Genomic DNA, 17,188 nt, shown 5'->3' with positions numbered 1-17,188 from the left:
GCAACGGCACGGCATGGCATGCTCGGGGCCCGCATGGACAACAGGAGTGGACGCGCAATGACCGACCTCATCAGCGGGCATGTGGCGGTGATCGAAACCGCATCCCGGCGCATGGGAGCGGCGCGGTGAGCGGGCAGTCATTCGATCTGGTCGTGCTCGGCGGTGGCTCCGGCGGGCTGGCCGCGTCGTTCCGTGCCGCGTCGCACGGCGCGAAGGTGGCGATGCTGGAACCGGCGTTGCTGGGCGGTACCTGCGTCAATGTCGGTTGCGTGCCGAAGAAGGCCATGTGGCTGGCGGCCGACCTCGCCGAGCGCATCGCGCTGGCCTTGGCGCTGGGCTTCGACGTGCCAGCGGCGCCGCGCCTGTCATGGCCGCGGCTGCTGCAGCGCCGGCAGCAGTACATCGATGGCATCCATGCCAGCTACCGGCAGCGGCTGCAGGACAGCGGCGTGGTGCACATCGCGCAGCGCGGCCGCCTGCGCGACGCCCGCACCGTGGAATGCGAGGACGGCACCCGGCTGCACGCCGGACATATCGTCATCGCCACCGGCTCGCATGCGTTGAAGCCGGACCTGCCCGGTGCCGGGCTGGGCGGGATCTCGGACGATTTCTTCGCCCTGCGGGCGGCACCGGCGCGGGTGGCCATCGTCGGTGGCGGCTACATCGCGGTAGAACTGGCCGGCGTGCTGCATGGCCTGGGCAGCGAGGTGACGCTGCTGGTGCGCGGCAAGGAGCTGCTGTCGCAGTTCGACGCCGAGATGACGGCGCAGTTGGTGCAGAACCTGCGCCAGCAGGGCATCACGGTGCGGTTCGGGTGCCAGTTGCAGGCCCTGGAGCGGCGCGCGGGCGGCATCCACGCGCGCCTGCGGGACGGTGCCGCAGACGCGCTGTTCGACACCGTCCTGTTCGCCACCGGCCGTGCCCCGAGCACCCGCGGGCTGGGGCTGGAGACCGCCGGGGTGGCGCTGGACGACAACGGCGCCATCGTGGTCGATGCGTTCCAGGACACCTCCGTGCCCGGCATCAGCGCGATCGGCGACGTCACCGCGCAGGCGATGCTGACGCCGGTGGCGGTCGCCGCCGCGCGCCGGCTGATGGACCGCCTGTACGGCGGCCAGCCGGAGGCGCGGCTGGACTACGACAACATCCCCAGCGTGGTGTTCTCGCACCCGCCGCTGGGCAGCGTCGGCTTGAGCGAGGCGCAGGCACGCGGGCGCTTCGACACCGTCACCACGTACCACAGCCGCTTCCGGCCGATGCTGCAGGCGCTCGGCGAGGGCCAGACCCGTTCGCTGTTCAAGATGGTCTGCGTCGGCGCGGACGAGAAGGTCGTCGGCATCCACCTGCTGGGCGAGGGCGCCGACGAGATCCTGCAGGGCTTCGCGGTGGCGCTCAAGGCCGGGGTGACCCGCCGGCAGATGGCCGACACCGTGGCGATCCACCCGACCTCGGCCGAGGAAGTGGTGCTGATGCGCTGAGCGCGCCGCAGGCGGGATAATGCCGGGCTCATCTCCCCCGGATGCGGTCATCCCGTGAATGCTCCCCCCAGCGGCGCCGCTGCGGCGCCGCCGCCGGCGCCGGTCGCTTCGTCGCTGCCGACCACGTCGCGGCGCCTGCTTGCCAGCGGCCTGCTGCTGGCCGGCGTGGGCGCCATCGCCGCATCCGGCAAGGCGGTGATCGTCAAGCTGGCCTACCGCCACGGTGCCGATGCGACCACGCTGCTGGCGCTGCGCATGCTGGTCGCGCTGCCGTTCTTCGTGACCATGGGTGCGTGGGCCGCGCGCCGGGCGCCGGCGCTGTCGCGCGGCGACCTGGGGCGGGTGGCGCTGCTGGGCTTCAGCGGCTATTACCTGTCCAGCTACCTGGATTTCTTGGGGCTGCAGTACATCAGCGCCACGCTGGAGCGGCTGATCCTGTACCTGAGCCCGACCCTGGTGGTGCTGATCGCGCTGCTGGTGCTGCGGCAGCGGCCGACGCGGCTGCAGGTGCTGGCGTTGCTGGTCAGTTACCTGGGCGTGCTGCTGGCCTTCGGCCACGACATCCAGCTCGATGGCCGGCGCACGCTGCTCGGCGCGGCGCTGGTGTTCGCCAGCGCGCTCAGCTACGCGGTCTACCTGTTCGGCAGCGGCCAGGCGGTGGCGCGGATCGGTGCGGTGCGCCTGACCGCCTACGCCAGCACCGTGGCCTGCGTGCTGTGCATCGGCCAGTACCTGTTGTTGCAGCCACTGGCGGCGCTCGGCAGGCAGCCGCCGCCGGTGTACTGGCTGTCGCTGCTCAACGGCACTGTGTGCACGGTGCTGCCGGTGCTGGCGATCATGCTCGGGGTCAAGCGCATCGGTTCCTCGCTGGCCGCGCAGGTGAGTATGCTGGGCCCGGTCTCCACCATTGTGCTGAGCGTATGGCTGCTGGACGAACCGATGGGCCCGTGGCAGGGCGCCGGCACCGTGCTGGTGCTGCTGGGCGTGCTGCTGGTGGGCAGCGGCGTGGCCCGCAGGCGGTGAGCGCGGCGACCGATGCGGCGGCGGCACAGGCACGCATCCTGGCGGTGATCCGCGCCATCCCGCGCGGGCAGGTGATGGGCTACGGCGAGGTCGCGGCCAAGGCCGGGCTGCCGGGCCGCGCGCGGCTGGTGGCGCGGCTGCTCGGCGGCAACGGCGACCGGACCCTGCCGTGGCACCGGGTACTGCGTTCGGATGGGCGCATCGCCCTGCCCGAGGGGTCGGCCGGCTGGCGCGAGCAGGCCCAACGCCTGCGCGCCGAGGGCGTGGTGGTCGAGAACGGCCGGGTCCGGCGCGCACGGCCGCCGCCCGACCTGGATGCCCGGATCTGGGGGCCTGCCTGAAGCAGGAACGGGTAAAGAAGCGCGGGGAACCAGGACACCGCGGCCGGTTTCAAGTGAGCGGATCAAGCGCGCAGCCGACAGCCGGCACCCGCCTATATATCTGGAACAAAGCCCCCTGAGTCAGGGGGCGGCCGCGAAGCGGCGGGGGTCTGGAAGCACGAGATGGGGCCCACGGTTTGCGTTGCAAGCCGTGGGGCGTCAGCGCGAAGGCGATGACGCATTCCCCCTGAGTCAGGGGGCGGCCGCGAAGCGGCGGGGGTCTGGAAGCACGAGCTGGGGTCCGCGGTTTGCGTTGCAAACCGTGGGGCGTCAGCGCGAAGGCGATGACGCATTCCCCCTGAGTCAGCGGGCGGCCGCGAAGCAGCGGGGGTCTGGAAGCGCGAGCTGGGGCCCGCGGTTTGCGTTGCAAACCGTGGGGCGTCAGCGCAAAGGCGATGACGCATTCCCCCTGAGTCAGGGGGCGGCCGCGAAGCGGCGGGGGTCTGGAAGCACGAAATGGGGCCCGCGGTTTGCGTCGCAAACCGTGGGGCGTCAGCGCGAAGGCGATGGCGCATCAGCGAAGGTGGCGGCGCGTCCCCGGCTATCATGGCGGAAGTTCCCAAGGATGCCGCCATGTTTCCCCGATTGCCCACCGTCACCAAGGCGCTGCTGATCGCCAACGTCGTGCTGTTCATCCTGCAGCAGCCGTTCCTGCTGGGGATGGAAACGTTCGAGCCGTTCATGTTGTGGCCGCTCAATACCGGTGGCTTCGACCCGTTCTCGCCCGGGCAGAACTTCCAGCCCTGGCAACTGCTGACCTATGGCTTCCTGCATGGCGGTTTCACCCACTTGTTGTTCAACATGCTGGCGCTGTACATGTTCGGCGCACCGCTGGAGCTGACCTGGGGCGAGAAGCGCTTTGCCACGTATTACCTGGTGTGCGTGGCCGGCGCCGGCCTGTGCCAGCTGCTGGTGGCGGCGCTGATCGGCGAGGGCGGCCCGGTGCTGGGCGCGTCCGGTGGCGTGTTCGGCCTGCTGCTGGCGTTCGGCATGCTGTTCCCGAACCAGCGGGTGATGCTGCTGTTCCCGCCGATTCCGATGAAGGCGCGCACCTTCGTCATCGTGTTCGGCGCCATCGAACTGATGCTGGGGTTCACCGGCTGGCAGCCGGGGGTGGCGCATTTCGCGCACCTGGGCGGCATGCTGTTCGGCTGGCTGCTGATCCGCTACTGGCGTGGGCAGCCGCCGTTCAACCGCCGCGGTGGTGGCGGCCGTCCCAACCACCTGCGCCGGGTGAAGTGACGCGCGGCGCGCGTCACGCGTAGGTGCCGGGCTTGCCCGGCACAGGGCTGTCCAGGCGAGGCGTCATCCAGGGGTCATGCGCGGCGAGCCCCGCCTCTACCGGGCAGGAAACAAAAAAGGCGCGGAAATCCGCGCCTTTTTCGTGGGTCGAGGAGGGCGTCAGCGCCAGATCCGGATCTGCTCCGCGTCGGTGCGCTGCATCGGCTGGCCGGGCTTGCACTGGAACGCCGCGCCGAAGGCCGGCAGGTTGGCCAGCGGGCCGTTGGTACGCCAGCGGCCCGGCGCACGCGGTTCGGCGCCCAGCCGCTGCACCGCCTCGTTGGGCGAGAGCTGCTGCGGCCACAGCGATGCCCAGGCGCGGAAGAAGGCCTGGCGGTCGGCCGGGCTGGCGTCCGGCTGCGCGGCGGCGAACGCCTCCCAGGCGATCTCCACGCCGGAGATGTCGGCCATGTTCTCGTCGCGGGTCAGTTCGCCGTTGACCTTGGCGTCCTTCACCCCCGGGAACGGGTAAGCGCCGTATTGCGTGGCGACGCGGTTGCCGATCAGGGTCCAGGCGCTCTTGTCCGCCGGCGTCCACCAGCTGCGCAGCTCGCCTTTCGCGTCGACCAGCGCGCCCTTGGCGTCGATCGCGCGGCTGATCTCATGCGCGACCAGGCCGCCGTAGGCGCCGAACTTGCCCGGCAGGCCGTCGGCATCGGTGAAGATCGGCCCCTGCAGCGCGGCGGCGGTGACGATCAGGCGGTTCTGCGCCAGGTCATAGGACAGCGCTGGCTGCTGCGGCAGCACGTCCCAGCGGCGGTCGGCGTTGCCCTTGCCGATGCGCTTCATTTCCTGGGCATGGCGCCAGGTTGAGGCGATCAGCATGTTGCCGCCGAAGCTGCCACGGCCCATCGGCTGCACGGTGTAGTCGAGGTCGCGCAGCGGCTTGCCGATCTCGATCTTCAGCGCGGCCAGCTTGGCCTCGGCCTCGCTCCTGGCCTCGGCGCTCATCCAGGTGCTGCGCTTGACCGCGGCGATCTGCGCTTCACGGATCTGGTCGACCATCAGCCCGGCCTGGCGCAGCGCGTCGCGGCTGACATGGGCGGCGGCGTATTCATGGCCCAGCATCGGGCCGGCGGCGACGTTGATCGCGTCGAGCACCTGTTCCCAGCGCGCCGGCGCGATGGCCTGGCCGCGCAGCACGCGGCCGCGGAACTCGAATTCCGCGTCGCGGTAGGCCTTGGACAGGTACGGCGCCATGGCATCGCCCACGCGCCAGCGCAGGTAGGCCTTCCACTGCTCGGCCGGCAGCCGGGTGATCATGCCGTTGAGCTGCTGGAACAGCGCCGGATCGGACAGCGACACCAGGTCGTCGTTGACGCCCTGCGCCTTGAGGAACGCGTCCAGTTGCAGGTTGCGGTAGCGCCTGTTCAGGTCCTTGGTGGAGACCGGCGCGTAGTTGTTGAACGGGTTGTTGATGCCGGCCAGCGGCTGCGCGTTGCGCGCCAGTTCGGTCTCCAGCTGGATCACCAGCGCCGACTCGGCGTCGAGCCTGTTGGCCGGGGTACCGGTCAGCGCCAGGATCTGCTTCACGTAGGCGCGGTAGCGACCCATCAGCGCCACCGTGTCGGCGTCGGTGCGGGTGTAGAAGGCCGGGTCGGGCAGGCCCATACCGCCCTGCATGAAGTAGCCGATGTGGCGGTCCAGCGCCTTGAGGTCGACGTCCGGGGCGAAGTTGAACGCCACCGGGATGCCGACCTGGTGCAGCGCGGCGATCGAGGCGGGGATGTCCTTCGCTTTCTTGATCGCATTGATGCGGCCCAGCAGCGGCGCGATCGGCTTGGAGCCGTCGGCTTCCACCGCGGCTTCGTCCAGGCCGCTGGCCCAGAAATCGCCCAGCAGCTTCTGCACGTTGCCCTGCGGCGCGGTCATCGCGCGTTCCAGCAGTTGGCGCTGCTGGGTGCGGGCGTTGTCGGCCAGTTGCCCCAGCGCGGTGACGGCGCCGACCTGCGGGACCGGATTGGCCTTGAGCCAGTCTGCGTTGGCCTGCTCGTAGAAGTCGGTGCAGGCGGGGCTGACCGCGGGCGCGCGCGGGGCAGCCTTCTTGCGCGCGGCATCGGCGCCAGGCGCCGACAGCGCGGCGGCCACGCCAAAGGCCAGTGCCAGGGAAAGCGGGCGGAGGGTGGGCATGTGCAGCGGATCCGTCGAGGACTGAAAGTGGGCGGAGTTTAGCAGCGGGCGGCGCAGACGGAGGAGCGTGCCACGCCACCAGTGCAGGCAGGCGCCGCGGTTGCGTCGGCGCCGCGCGCGTGGCGCCTTCGTGCGTGCGCGGCGCGTGGAAAAACGAAAGGCCCGGGAAATCCCGGGCCTTCGTTGGCTGGCGCGTGGTGCGCTGGCCGATTACCAGATCACCACCTGCTTGTCGCCGGTGCGGACCATCGGCGAGCCGGCCTTGCACTGGAACGCGGCGGCGAAGGTCGGCAGGTTCGACGGCGCACCCATGGCGCGGAACTGCGCCGGGGCGTGCGGGTCGGTGGCCAGGCGGACCTTGGCGTTCTCCGGGGTGTACTTGGTGCGCCACACGGTGGCCCAGTTGAAGAAGAAGCGCTGGTCGCGGGTGAAACCGTCGATCTTCGGGTCTTCCTTGCCGGCGCTGGCCTTCTGCAGGGCGTCGTAGGCAGTGGCCAGGCCGCCGAGGTCGGCGATGTTCTCGCCCAGGGTCAGCGAGCCGTTGACGTTCTGGTCGCCCACCTTGTACTCGTCGAACTGCTTGACCAGCTTGCCGGTCAGGCTGGAGAAGCCCTTGGCGTCGGCCTCGGTCCACCAGTTCTCGAAGTTGCCGGTCGGCCCGAAGCGGCTGCCCTGGTCGTCGTAGCCGTGGGTCATCTCATGGCCGATCACCGCGCCGATGCCGCCGTAGTTGAGCGCGTCGTCGGCCTTCGGGTCGAAGAACGGCGGCTGCAGGATGGCGGCCGGGAACACGATCTCGTTCTGCAGCGGGTTGTAGTAGGCATTGACCGTCTGCGGGGTCATGCCCCACTCGGTCTTGTCGACGGGCTGGCCGATCTTGGACAACGCGAACTTGTAGTTGAAGGCGTTGGCGGCGCGGATGTTGCCCAGGTAGTCGTCGTGCCTGGTCTGCAGGCCGCTCCAGTCGCGCCACTTGTCCGGGTAGCCGATCTTCGGGGTGAAGGTCTCCCACTTGGCGATGGCCTTGGCTTTGGTCTCGGCGCTCATCCACGGCAGGTTCTGGATGCGGTCCTTCAGCGCCGCGGCCAGGTTCTTCACCAGTTCTTCCATCTTGGCCTTGGCTTCCGGCGAGAAGGCGACCTTGACGTACATCTGGCCGAAGGCTTCGCCGGCGTCGTTCTCGATGGTCCCCAGCACGCGCTTCCAGCGCGGCTTGATTTCCTTCTGGCCGTTGAGTTCCTTGCCGTAGAACGCGTAGTTCTCCTGCACGAACGCATCGCTCAGGTACGGCGAGGCGCCATCGACGGTGTGGAAGCGCAGGTAGGCGCGCCATGCGGCCGGGTCGGTGTCGCCCAGCATCTTGCTCACTTCCTGGTGGAAGCCGGGGATGGCCAGCGAGAACTTCTCCGGCGCGGCGATGCCCTGCGCCTCGAAGAACTTGCTCCAGCTGAAGTTCGGGGTCAGCTTGTCGGCGTCGGCCACGGTGACCGGGTTGTAGTACAGCGAGACATCGCGCGACAGCTCGACGCTGGACTTGGAGGCCTTGGCCAGGCGGGTCTCGAACTTGACCACGTCCTCGGCCTGCTTGGCGGCGTCGGCCGCGGCCACGCCCGACAGTTCCAGCACCTTGGCCACGTGCGCCTGGTAGGCCTTGAGCTTGTCGGCCTTCTTCGCGTCGGTGTAGTAGGTGCTGTCCGGCAGGCCCAGGCCGCCCTGGCTGGCGTAGGCCATGTTCATCGACGAGTTCTTGAAGTCCGCTTCGGGGCCGAAGCCGAACAGCACGTTCTCGCCCTTGGCGGCGCTGGTGCGCAGGTAGTTGGCGATGGCGTCCTTGTCGGCCAGCGCGTCGATGGCCTCCAGGTCGGCCTTCAGCGGGGTGATGCCCAGCGCGTTGATCTTGGCTTCGTCCATGCCCGAGGCCCAGAAGTCGCCGACGATCTTCTCCACGCCGGTCGCGTTCTTCATCGCCGCGGCCTGTTCGGCCAGCTGGTGCTGCACGGCGACCGAGCGCTCGTCGAGGATGGTGAAGGCGCCCCAGCTGGTGCGGTCGCCCGGGATCTCGTTGGCGCTGAGCCACTTGTCGTTGACGTAGCCGCCGAAGTCGGTGCAGGCGTCCTTGCTGGGATCCAGGTCGGCCACGCTGAAGGCGTTGTAGGCCGGCAGCTTGGACTCGTCCAGCTTCAGTTCGGCGGCGGCCTCGGGGGCCGGCGCGGTGGCGGCCGCGGCCGGGGCTTCTTCTTTCTTGCAGCCGACCAGCGCGGCCGAGACGGCCAGGGTCAGCAGGAGAATCTGGGGTTTGCGAACGATCACAGGAGGCCTCCGGGCCGGATTCGGTGCATGGGTGAGACCCCGATCACGGGGCGTGCGCAGAAGATACGCCTGTAACCGTTGCCGAAAGGGTGTCGAAGGTCATGCCGGTCGCCGGGTCCGGCGGCTGCCGCGGAGTGATATACAGGGTGGATGACAGACAACGCTTCGCGGCAGTGGGATGCGGTCCTGGTCGGCGGCGGCCACAACGGACTGGTGTGCGCGGCCTACCTGGCCAGGGCCGGCAAACGGGTACTGGTGCTGGAGCGGCGCGAGGTGGTCGGCGGCGCCGCGGTCACCGAGGAATTCCACCCCGGCTTCCGCAATTCGGTGGCGTCCTACACGGTGTCGCTGCTGCAGCCGCGGGTGATCGAGGACCTGCAGCTCGAGCGCCATGGCCTGCGCGTGGTGCCGCGGCGGATCAACAATTTCCTGCCGCTGCCCGGCGGCCGCTACCTGCTGGCCGGCGGCGGGCGCACCGGCCTGGAAGTGGCGAAGTTCTCCGCCCGCGATGCCGAACGCCTGCCGGCCTACGAGCAGCGCCTGGAGATCTTCGCCGACGTGCTGCGCGCGGTGGCGCTGCAGCCGCCGCCGAACGTGACCGGCGGCGGCTGGCTGCATGCGCTGCCGGAACTGTGGAAGGCCGGCCAGCTGGGGCGGCGCCTGCAGGGCCTGGACATCGCCTTGAAACAGGAATTGCTGGACCTGTTCACCCTGTCCGCGGCCGAATACCTGGACCGCTGGTTCGAAAGCGAACCGATCAAGGCGCTGTTCGGCTTCGACGGCATCGTCGGCAACTACGCCAGCCCGTATGCGCCGGGCACCGCCTACGTGCTGCTGCACCACGTGTTCGGGCAGAGCAACGGGGTCAAGGGCGCCTGGGGCCATGCCATCGGCGGCATGGGCGCCATCACCCAGGCGATGGCGCGTTCGGCGATCGAGGCCGGCGCCGTGATCCGCACCGGCGCCGGCGTGGAGCGGGTGCTGGTGGAAGGAGGGCGGGCGACCGGCGTGGTGATGGGGAGCGGCGAGGTGATCCCCGCCCGCGCGGTGGTCGCCAACGTGAATCCAAAACTGCTGTACGAGCGGTTGCTGGAACCGGCGGACGTGCCCCCGGCCACCCGCGAGCGGATGGCGAACTGGCGCTGCGGTTCGGGCACGTTCCGCATGAACGTGGCGCTGTCGCGGCTGCCCGATTTCAGCGTGCTGCCGGGGCAGGGCGACCATCTCACCGCCGGCATCATCATCGCCCCGAGCCTGGACTACATGGACCGTGCCTGGCAGGACGCGCGCCGCCACGGCTGGTCGCGCGAGCCGGTGGTGGAGATGCTCATTCCCAGCACGCTGGACGATTCGCTGGCGCCACCGGGCCAGCACGTCGCCAGCCTGTTCTGCCAGCACGTGGCACCGCAGCTGCCGGACGGGCGCAGCTGGGACGACCACCGCGAGGAGGTGGCCGACCTGATGATCGCCACCGTCGAGCGCCACGCCCCCGGCTTCGCCGCCTCGGTGCTGGGCCGGCAGATCCTCAGCCCGCTGGACCTGGAACGCACCTTCGGCCTGGTGGGTGGCGACATCTTCCACGGCGCGCTGAGCCTCAACCAGCTGTTCAGCGCGAGGCCGATGCTGGGCCAGGCCAACTACCGCGGCGCGATCCCCGGGCTGTACCTGTGCGGTTCCGGCACCCATCCCGGCGGCGGCGTGACCGGGGCGCCGGGGCATAATGCGGCGCGGGAGATACTTCGGGGGCGCTGATGATATGCGCATGTAGGCCACGTTATATGGCGATGGATTTTTTCAGGTGATTTGATGAACCAGCAGGTGGTAGAGCTTTACCGGCAGGCCGTGGCGGCGCTGAACAGGAAAGAATGGCGGCAGGCATGGGCGATAGCACAGCGTGTTCTTGAAATGTCTGGAGAGCATGGCGGGGTACATTTTGTTGCTGGTGTGGCGGCAATGGAACTGGGGCAGATGCCGGCTGCTGTTGTTCACTTGCGGCGTGCGACCCAGCTCAGTCCTGGGCGTGCTGACTATGCGACACAGATGGCGCGGCTATTGGTCTCGTTGCGTGCTTTCCAGGAGGCGCACAGCTACGCGGACCATGCGGCACGACTTGAACCAGATGATGCCTATACGCTGGATACGTTGGGCGTCGTCTTTACTCGTATCAACGAGCATGCACGTGCGTTGGCGTTGTTTGAAAAAGCGGTGCTCATGGTGCCGGATGAGGCCACGTTTCGTTACAACTATGGAACGTCACTGCTCTTTTCCGGTCGAGCCGAAGAGGCGGAGGCCGAGTACAGGGAGTGCCTTGAGTTGGCGCCGGGTTATTGGCGTGCCTATACCTCGCTGGCGAATGTCAAACGTTGGGGGAGTGGTTGCAATAATATCTCTCTGTACGAGCGGGTAGCCAAGGCCGCAGAGCGGAGTGCGGAAGGATGTTTGTATGTAAATCTTGCATTGGCTAAGGAGCAGGAGGATGTCGGTGATTATCCCGCTGCCTTTGCCAGTTATGTTCGGGCAAAGAGCTCACAGAAAGCGCTCCGTAACTATGTTTCTGAAGCCGATCTGAAATTGTTCGAGGGGTTGCAAAAAGCATTTGACGGCGTTGACGATTTCGAGGGCGGGGCGGATTGTGATGAGCCGATCTTTGTGCTGGGTATGCCACGCAGCGGAACCACGCTGGTAGAGCGGATTATTTCCAGTCATCCTGATGTCTACTCGGCTGGTGAGTTGCAGAATTTCCCGATGATGGTCAAGCGCCTTTCGGGCACTAGGACCAATGCGGTCACTGATGTAGCGACGCTGACAGCGATTGACAGTATGGACTGGAAGGCCTTGGGAGAGGGCTATGTCAAATCGACGCTGCCCGGGACGGCTGGGGCGCGTCGATTCGTCGACAAGCTGCCCCATAATTTTCTATATGTCGGGCACATTGCGAAGGCCTTGCCCAAGGCGCGGATAATCCTGTTGCGGCGTGACCCTGTCGATACATGCCTGAGTAATTTCAGGCAGCTTTTCTCCCTGAGTTCTTCCGTCTATGACTATTCTTTTGATCTGCTGGACACCGGGCGCTACTACTTGATGTTTGATCGGTTGATGGACTACTGGTGCCAACGGCTTGGGGAGCGCGTACTGGTCGTCCGCTATGAGAAGCTGGTCGAGCAGCAGGAGAGTGAGACGCGCAGGATCATCGGATTCTGTGGCTTGGAATGGACGGATGCCTGCTTGCGCTTCGAGGAGAACAGCGCGCCAGTGGCAACTGCCAGCGTCGTGCAGGTGCGCTCCAAATTGACCAGGGAGTACATGGGGCGTTGGCAGCGTTATGGTGAGGCCATTGATCCATTGCGGCAGCTGCTGGAGATGGCGGATGTGACGTAAGTCGCTTCCTGCTTTTGCTGGAATGACTTGCAGCACCAAACATGGTGGGAATTATTTGTCAGTGCTGCTTCTTCCATGGATTGGCCTCCCCCGTAGGCGGTGGCTAGTTATTCCCATGCAAGCCGGGTGGCAGTTCGTCCTGCAAGGTGCCGAGTATGTGTTGGGCGATGATCCTGCGTTGTCATCGAGCAGTTCCGTTGCCTGTGGCAGGTTGATCCATTGGGTACGCGCTTTCCTGCAAAAAGCGCCAAATCAAATCTCGTTAGGGCTGGAATGAAAAAGGCCCCGTCACGCGGACGGGGCCTTTTTGAAGGTGGTGCAGTTAATTACTTGTTGCCGAATGCATAACGCATTTCGATGTAATAGGCACGGCCATATACGTCGAAGTTGTACGAGTTGTACGGCGCACTCGAGGTGCCAGGGTACGAGAAGTCATACGGCGGCATCTTGTTGAATACGTTGTTGACCATGAGCGACAGGTCCATGCCGTCGAACAGACGGTAGGAGACGCTGGCGTTGTGGCGGCTGTATGAGCCGAACTTCTGCGCCCTGTTGCCGGCGTAACCCTTGTCGCTGATGGTTGCCGCGTAGTTCGGCGTCGCATCGAACCAGTTGACATACCACGTCGCGGAGAAGTCGCCCTTCTGCCAGGTCAGCGAGCCGTCCGCCTTGCGCTTCGGATCCGCACTCCAGTAGGGATCGTTGAGCAGGTCGGCGTAGCTGTCTTCGGCATACTGCTGGTACTTGTGGCGCAGCTTCTGGGTGAAGCTGGTACGCAAGTTCAGGTCGCCCCAATTGCCGAAATCGTAGCCGTAATTGAACGATGCGTTGATGGCTTCCAACTGCTGGTTGGAGACGTTGATCTTGGGCGTATAGATCGACGTAATCATACCCGCGGCGTTGCGAGTAACCTGCGACAGGGTGCTCTGGCACAGCGGCGAGTTGATGTCATCGATGCCGGTACGGCAGCGATAATCCTGCAGGGACAGGCCGTTGGCGCTCTGCTGGGTGACTTCATCGCTGATGTCCCAGTTGAAGTAGTCAACGGTCAGGGCCATGCGGTCGACCGGCGACCAGACCACGCCGGCACTCCACACATCAGCATTGATCGGCTTCAGGCCCACGTTGCCAGACTGGGTGCCAAAGAACTGGCGATTGGAAAGGGCCGCGGGGCAGGCATCGATATTGTCCGGGCCGAAACCGATCTTCGAGCACTGATAGTAGTCAGGGACGGAGCTGTAATAGCCGCTATTGCCCTGGTACAGATCGGAGAGTGTCGGGGCACGGAAGGCAGTGCCGTACTTGCCGCGAACCAGCAGCGAATCGAACGGGCGATACTCGAAGCTCACGGCGTAGGTCGGCTTGTCGATGGTGCGGCTTCCGGCCTTGAATGCATCATAGCGGCCCGACAGCGAGATGGTCAGGGGCTCCCAGATCGGCAGGCGCAGCTCGGATGTCACGGCATAGCGGTCACGGTCACCGCCGCCAGCAACGGACGTCTGGCCCCAGATGGAACCATCCAGGTAGCCGGGGTCCGGGTTGTAGTCCCACTTCTGCTTGCCGAATTCCGCAACAACGGCCAGTCCGGCATCGCCACCCGGCAGGGTGAAAAGCGTACCGTTGGTCACCTGGGCGCGGATCATGCTATCCGAGGTTTTGCTCTTGGTAATGGCGCGGCCGGTGAAGCTGGCGAATTCCTCGGCAGTAATGGGCCGGTAGAACGCCGCGTAGTTCGGAGTGAAGACCGGATATGCATCGTAGTACGGGTCCAGGCCCTGCTGCGGGCCAAGTACACGGTTGATGAAGAAGTTGTCCGCTGCCTCGGCATAACGAACGAAGCTGTTTTCATCCAGCTTGTACTCGGTGTAGGTGCCGCCGAGGTCGTAATCCCAGTTCGAGCCGCCGAACACGCCCTTGGCGCCGAACGTCACGCGCAACGACTTGCTCTTGTCGCGGGACATGGTGTTGTTGAATCCACCTGGGCCCATTTCTTCCGGAGCGAAGGCGCGCTGCAAATTCAGCAGATCGTCCAGGTTCGGGTCGTAGAAATAGCCGAAATCGGCACCAGTGCCCCACCAGAGATAGCCCGAACCGGAGTGGTACTTGACCTGGTCGTAGCTGTAGAGCGCATCGGCGTACAACTGCATGTTGTCATTGACGTCGAACGTGCCATGGATATAGGCCTGCGTCGAAGTCTTCTCGTTCATGATCGTGCGGTAGCCAGCGGTGTTAAACGAGCCGCAATACTTGCCATCGCCGAATCCAGGGCGGTTCTGCAGGCCCTCGGTTCCACCGAACAGGCCCGTCACGTTCTGGCAGTTGTTCGGGTCAAGGAATTTGTAGCTGGTGAAGGGGCTGTAGACGAGAAAATCACGGCTCGCCAGCGCGGGCGAATAACCATTCGGATTGAACTGCTTGGTCAGATCGCGCTGATACCCCCAGATCGGGTCGCGCTCCTCATGCTGGATGCCGCCAAGGACGCTGACCCGGCCGTCGGCCGAAGTCCAGCCATCGGCGATGCTGGCACGGAAGCTGCCGCCGCCGCCTTCTGAGTAGCCGCCGCCACGGATCGTGAATACCGCACCATCCATAGACTTTTTCAGGATGACATTGATAACGCCGGCGATAGCGTCTGAACCATAGAGCGAAGACTGGCCGCCCGGCAGGATCTCGATGCGCTCGATCAGGTCGACCGGAATGCCGCTGATGTTGTTGAAGGTGTCGCTGCCGTTGTACAGCGCCGGGTAGTTGGACATGGGGCGGCCGTCAATCAGGTATTTGACGTAGCCCGGCGGCAGGCCGAAGAGGCTGACGGTTTCAGCGCCCTGGGTAAAAGATGCGGAGGTCTGGGCGCCCTGAACGCCACCCGTCGACATGGAGTTCTTCTGCAGCACCTCAGTGACCGAGCTGAAGCCACGCGCCTTGATGTCCTCGGCACTGATGACGGTCACCGGGGTGGCGGTCTCAATCTGGGTCTGTGGGATCAGCGAGCCCGTTACCGTGACCTTATCGAGCGTTTTAGCGGCAGGCGTGTCGTCCTGGGCCATTGCTGCGGCTGGAACAAGAAGCGCGGTCAGCAAAGCGCTGGTCAGCGTGCTGCGCTTGAAGGAGTTCGTGTTACGGGTCTTCACTTATGTATCCCCTGCGTGGCTGAAAGTGACTGCCTGGCTTGGGGGGCCCGGTGAGGGTCATATCCAGACCCTCGAGCCCGACGAAGCTGAGCGTAACCGGACTTTAACGAAGAGTTGGTGCAATTGCACTCTATGTCTCAATGTTTCAGTGCTGGCCCTGTTGGTGGGTCATGCGTTCTTCTTAAGTTATTGATTTTTTTAATTTTTGCGCAATATTGTGTGGGTGGACCTGCTGGGCGACAGAGGGGCGAGGGCAGCCGGCGCGCTATAGTTGACGCATTTTTCAGCGTAGAGGTTTGCTGGTGAGTCAGTCCATTCGTGCAGGTGCCCACCGCGTCCAGAAGGGCCTTTCGCCCCATCCCCGCATCCGCAACGTCATCGCCGTGGGTTCCGGCAAGGGCGGGGTCGGCAAGTCGACGACGGCGGTTAACCTGGCTGTGGCGCTGCAGCAACTGGGCGCGCGGGTGGGGGTGCTGGATGCCGACATCTACGGGCCCAGCATGCCGGCGATGCTGGGGCTCAGCGGGCGTCCGGAGAGCCCGGACAACAAGTCGATCGAGCCGATGCGGGCATTCGGGGTGGAGACCATGTCGATCGGGTTCCTGGTCGATCAGGACTCGCCGATGATCTGGCGCGGGCCAATGGCCACGTCGGCACTGACCCAGCTGTTCAACGACACCCGCTGGGACGACCTGGACTACCTGCTGGTCGACCTGCCGCCGGGCACCGGCGACATCCAGCTGACCCTGGCGCAGAAGATCCCGGTGGCCGGCGCGGTGATCGTGACCACGCCGCAGGACATCGCCACCCTGGACGCGCGCAAGGCGCTGAAGATGTTCGAGAAGGTCGAAGTGCCGGTGCTGGGCATCATCGAGAACATGGCGGTGCATACCTGCTCCAGCTGCGGCCACGTCGAGCACCTGTTCGGCGCAGGCGGCGGCCAGCGCATGGCCGCCCAGTACGGGGTGCCGCTGCTGGGCTCGCTGCCGCTGGAGATCGGCATCCGCGAGCAGGGCGACGCCGGCACGCCGATCGTGGCGGCGGCGCCTGATTCGGCGGCCGCCAAAGCCTATGTGGCCGCGGCGCGGCGCATGGTCGAGGAGCTGGGCAAGCGCCCGCGGGCGGGCATTCCCATCGTTTCCTCGCTGGTCTGAGCCGGCGGCCGCTACCACCCCCGGGCGCCATGCCAGGCGCCGGGCTTGGGCTAGAATCGCCCTCCCTCCGGCCCGCGGGCCGGGTTCCATCGCCACCAGGAACGTCGAATGAGCATCAAGAGTGACCGCTGGATCCGCCGCATGTCCGAGCAGCACGGCATGATCGAGCCGTACGAAGCCGGGCAGGTCAAGCAGCTTGATGGCCAGCGCATCGTCAGCTACGGCACCTCCAGCTACGGCTATGACGTGCGCTGTTCGCGCGAATTCAAGGTGTTCACCAACATCAACTCGACCATCGTCGACCCCAAGCACTTCGACCCGAAGAGCTTCGTCGACATCGAGGCCGACGAGTGCATCATCCCGCCGAACTCGTTCGCGCTGGCGCGCACGGTGGAGTATTTCCGCATCCCGCGCGACACGCTGGTGGTGTGCCTGGGCAAGAGCACCTATGCGCGCTGCGGGATCATCGTCAACGTGACCCCGCTGGAGCCGGAGTGGGAAGGTCACGTGACCCTGGAGTTCTCCAACACCACGCCGCTGCCGGCACGCATCTATGCCAACGAGGGCGTGGCGCAGATGCTGTTCTTCCAGGCCGACAAGGACGATGTCTGCGAGACGTCCTACCGCGATCGCGGCGGCAAGTACCAGGGCCAGACCGGGGTGACCCTGCCGCGTACCTGAGCGGGGGACTGCGGCAGACGAAAAGGGCGCGGAATTCCGCGCCCTTCGTGTTTGCGTCGGCGGCCCGGGCCTACTTGCCGCGCCCGAACAGCATGCCGATGCCCACGGCCACCAGGATGGCCGGCCACCAGGTGGCCAGCATCGAGCCGATGTTGCCGTTGATCCAGCCCAGGTTCTTGGCCAGGAAGAACAGGCCGACGACGATCAGGATCAGGGCGGCGATCAGGTTGGAGCGCATCGAC

At 66.0% G+C, this 17,188-nt stretch carries 12 protein-coding genes; 8 read left to right on the top strand and 4 right to left on the bottom strand.

Annotated features, from left to right (window positions below; all coding sequences use genetic code 11):
* Nucleotides 1-125 precede the first annotated feature (125 nt).
* The 4 genes from gorA (at nucleotide 126) to AC06E6_RS06595 (ending at nucleotide 4,123) form a co-directional block, all read left to right on the top strand.
* On the top strand, nucleotides 126-1,478 hold the full coding sequence (gene gorA, locus AC06E6_RS06610; RefSeq protein ID WP_478060658.1) for a glutathione-disulfide reductase: 1,353 nt from the start codon (nucleotides 126-128) through the stop codon (nucleotides 1,476-1,478).
* A gap of 54 nt (nucleotides 1,479-1,532) precedes the next feature.
* Entirely contained in the window at nucleotides 1,533-2,501 is a 969-nt protein-coding gene (locus tag AC06E6_RS06605; RefSeq protein ID WP_478060656.1) for a DMT family transporter, read from the top strand.
* Complete coding sequence (locus tag AC06E6_RS06600; protein ID WP_478060654.1) at nucleotides 2,399-2,842, top strand: MGMT family protein; 444 nt, start codon at nucleotides 2,399-2,401, stop codon at nucleotides 2,840-2,842. The genes AC06E6_RS06605 and AC06E6_RS06600 overlap by 103 nt, the downstream gene beginning before the upstream one ends.
* A gap of 612 nt (nucleotides 2,843-3,454) precedes the next feature.
* A complete protein-coding gene (locus tag AC06E6_RS06595) occupies nucleotides 3,455-4,123 on the top strand; it encodes a rhomboid family intramembrane serine protease (protein WP_161613609.1) in 669 nt (222 codons plus the stop codon).
* A 159-nt stretch (nucleotides 4,124-4,282) separates the two neighbouring features.
* Here the strand turns inward: AC06E6_RS06595 and AC06E6_RS06590 are convergent, their stop codons facing one another.
* Both AC06E6_RS06590 and AC06E6_RS06585 read right to left on the bottom strand, forming a co-directional pair.
* Nucleotides 4,283-6,292 carry a M13 family metallopeptidase gene (locus AC06E6_RS06590; RefSeq protein WP_240211847.1) on the bottom strand — a complete coding sequence of 670 codons (2,010 nt, stop codon included), beginning with the start codon at nucleotides 6,290-6,292 and terminating at the stop codon, nucleotides 4,283-4,285.
* Nucleotides 6,293-6,502: 210 nt separating this feature from the next.
* Nucleotides 6,503-8,599 carry a M13 family metallopeptidase gene (locus AC06E6_RS06585; protein ID WP_240212074.1) on the bottom strand — a complete coding sequence of 699 codons (2,097 nt, stop codon included), beginning with the start codon at nucleotides 8,597-8,599 and terminating at the stop codon, nucleotides 6,503-6,505.
* 153 nt (nucleotides 8,600-8,752) lie between these two features.
* Between AC06E6_RS06585 and AC06E6_RS06580 the strand changes: the two genes are divergently transcribed.
* The gene (locus AC06E6_RS06580) at nucleotides 8,753-10,354 is read left to right on the top strand and encodes a phytoene desaturase family protein (RefSeq protein ID WP_240211848.1); all 1,602 of its coding nucleotides are present in this window, start codon (nucleotides 8,753-8,755) and stop codon (nucleotides 10,352-10,354) included.
* 54 nt (nucleotides 10,355-10,408) lie between these two features.
* Complete coding sequence (locus AC06E6_RS06575) at nucleotides 10,409-11,980, top strand: tetratricopeptide repeat-containing sulfotransferase family protein (RefSeq protein WP_240211849.1); 1,572 nt, start codon at nucleotides 10,409-10,411, stop codon at nucleotides 11,978-11,980.
* Between the two features lie 326 nt (nucleotides 11,981-12,306).
* On the opposite strand, the gene AC06E6_RS06570 is transcribed toward AC06E6_RS06575, so the two are convergent.
* Nucleotides 12,307-15,027: a TonB-dependent receptor domain-containing protein gene (locus AC06E6_RS06570; RefSeq protein WP_478060719.1), complete on the bottom strand. Its 2,721-nt coding sequence runs from the start codon at nucleotides 15,025-15,027 to the stop codon at nucleotides 12,307-12,309.
* Between the two features lie 386 nt (nucleotides 15,028-15,413).
* Here AC06E6_RS06570 and apbC point away from each other — a divergent pair, with 386 nt between their 5' ends.
* Together apbC and dcd are read left to right on the top strand one after the other, a co-directional pair.
* The gene (gene apbC / locus AC06E6_RS06565; RefSeq protein WP_240211850.1) at nucleotides 15,414-16,265 is read left to right on the top strand and encodes an iron-sulfur cluster carrier protein ApbC; all 852 of its coding nucleotides are present in this window, start codon (nucleotides 15,414-15,416) and stop codon (nucleotides 16,263-16,265) included.
* A 108-nt stretch (nucleotides 16,266-16,373) separates the two neighbouring features.
* Nucleotides 16,374-16,946, top strand: a complete 573-nt coding sequence (gene dcd / locus AC06E6_RS06560; protein WP_054666666.1) for a dCTP deaminase — start codon at nucleotides 16,374-16,376, stop codon at nucleotides 16,944-16,946.
* Between the two features lie 70 nt (nucleotides 16,947-17,016).
* On the opposite strand, the gene AC06E6_RS06555 is transcribed toward dcd, so the two are convergent.
* Nucleotides 17,017-17,184, bottom strand: coding sequence for a LiaI-LiaF-like domain-containing protein (locus AC06E6_RS06555; RefSeq protein ID WP_162838910.1), 168 nt, complete (start codon nucleotides 17,182-17,184; stop codon nucleotides 17,017-17,019).
* Nucleotides 17,185-17,188 lie beyond the last annotated feature (4 nt).

This window comes from Stenotrophomonas sp. Steno-Z10-HUANG (assembly GCF_056393075.1).
The sequence above is the reverse complement of the archived record's forward strand: the minus strand, read 5'-3'. Positions and strand labels throughout refer to the sequence as shown.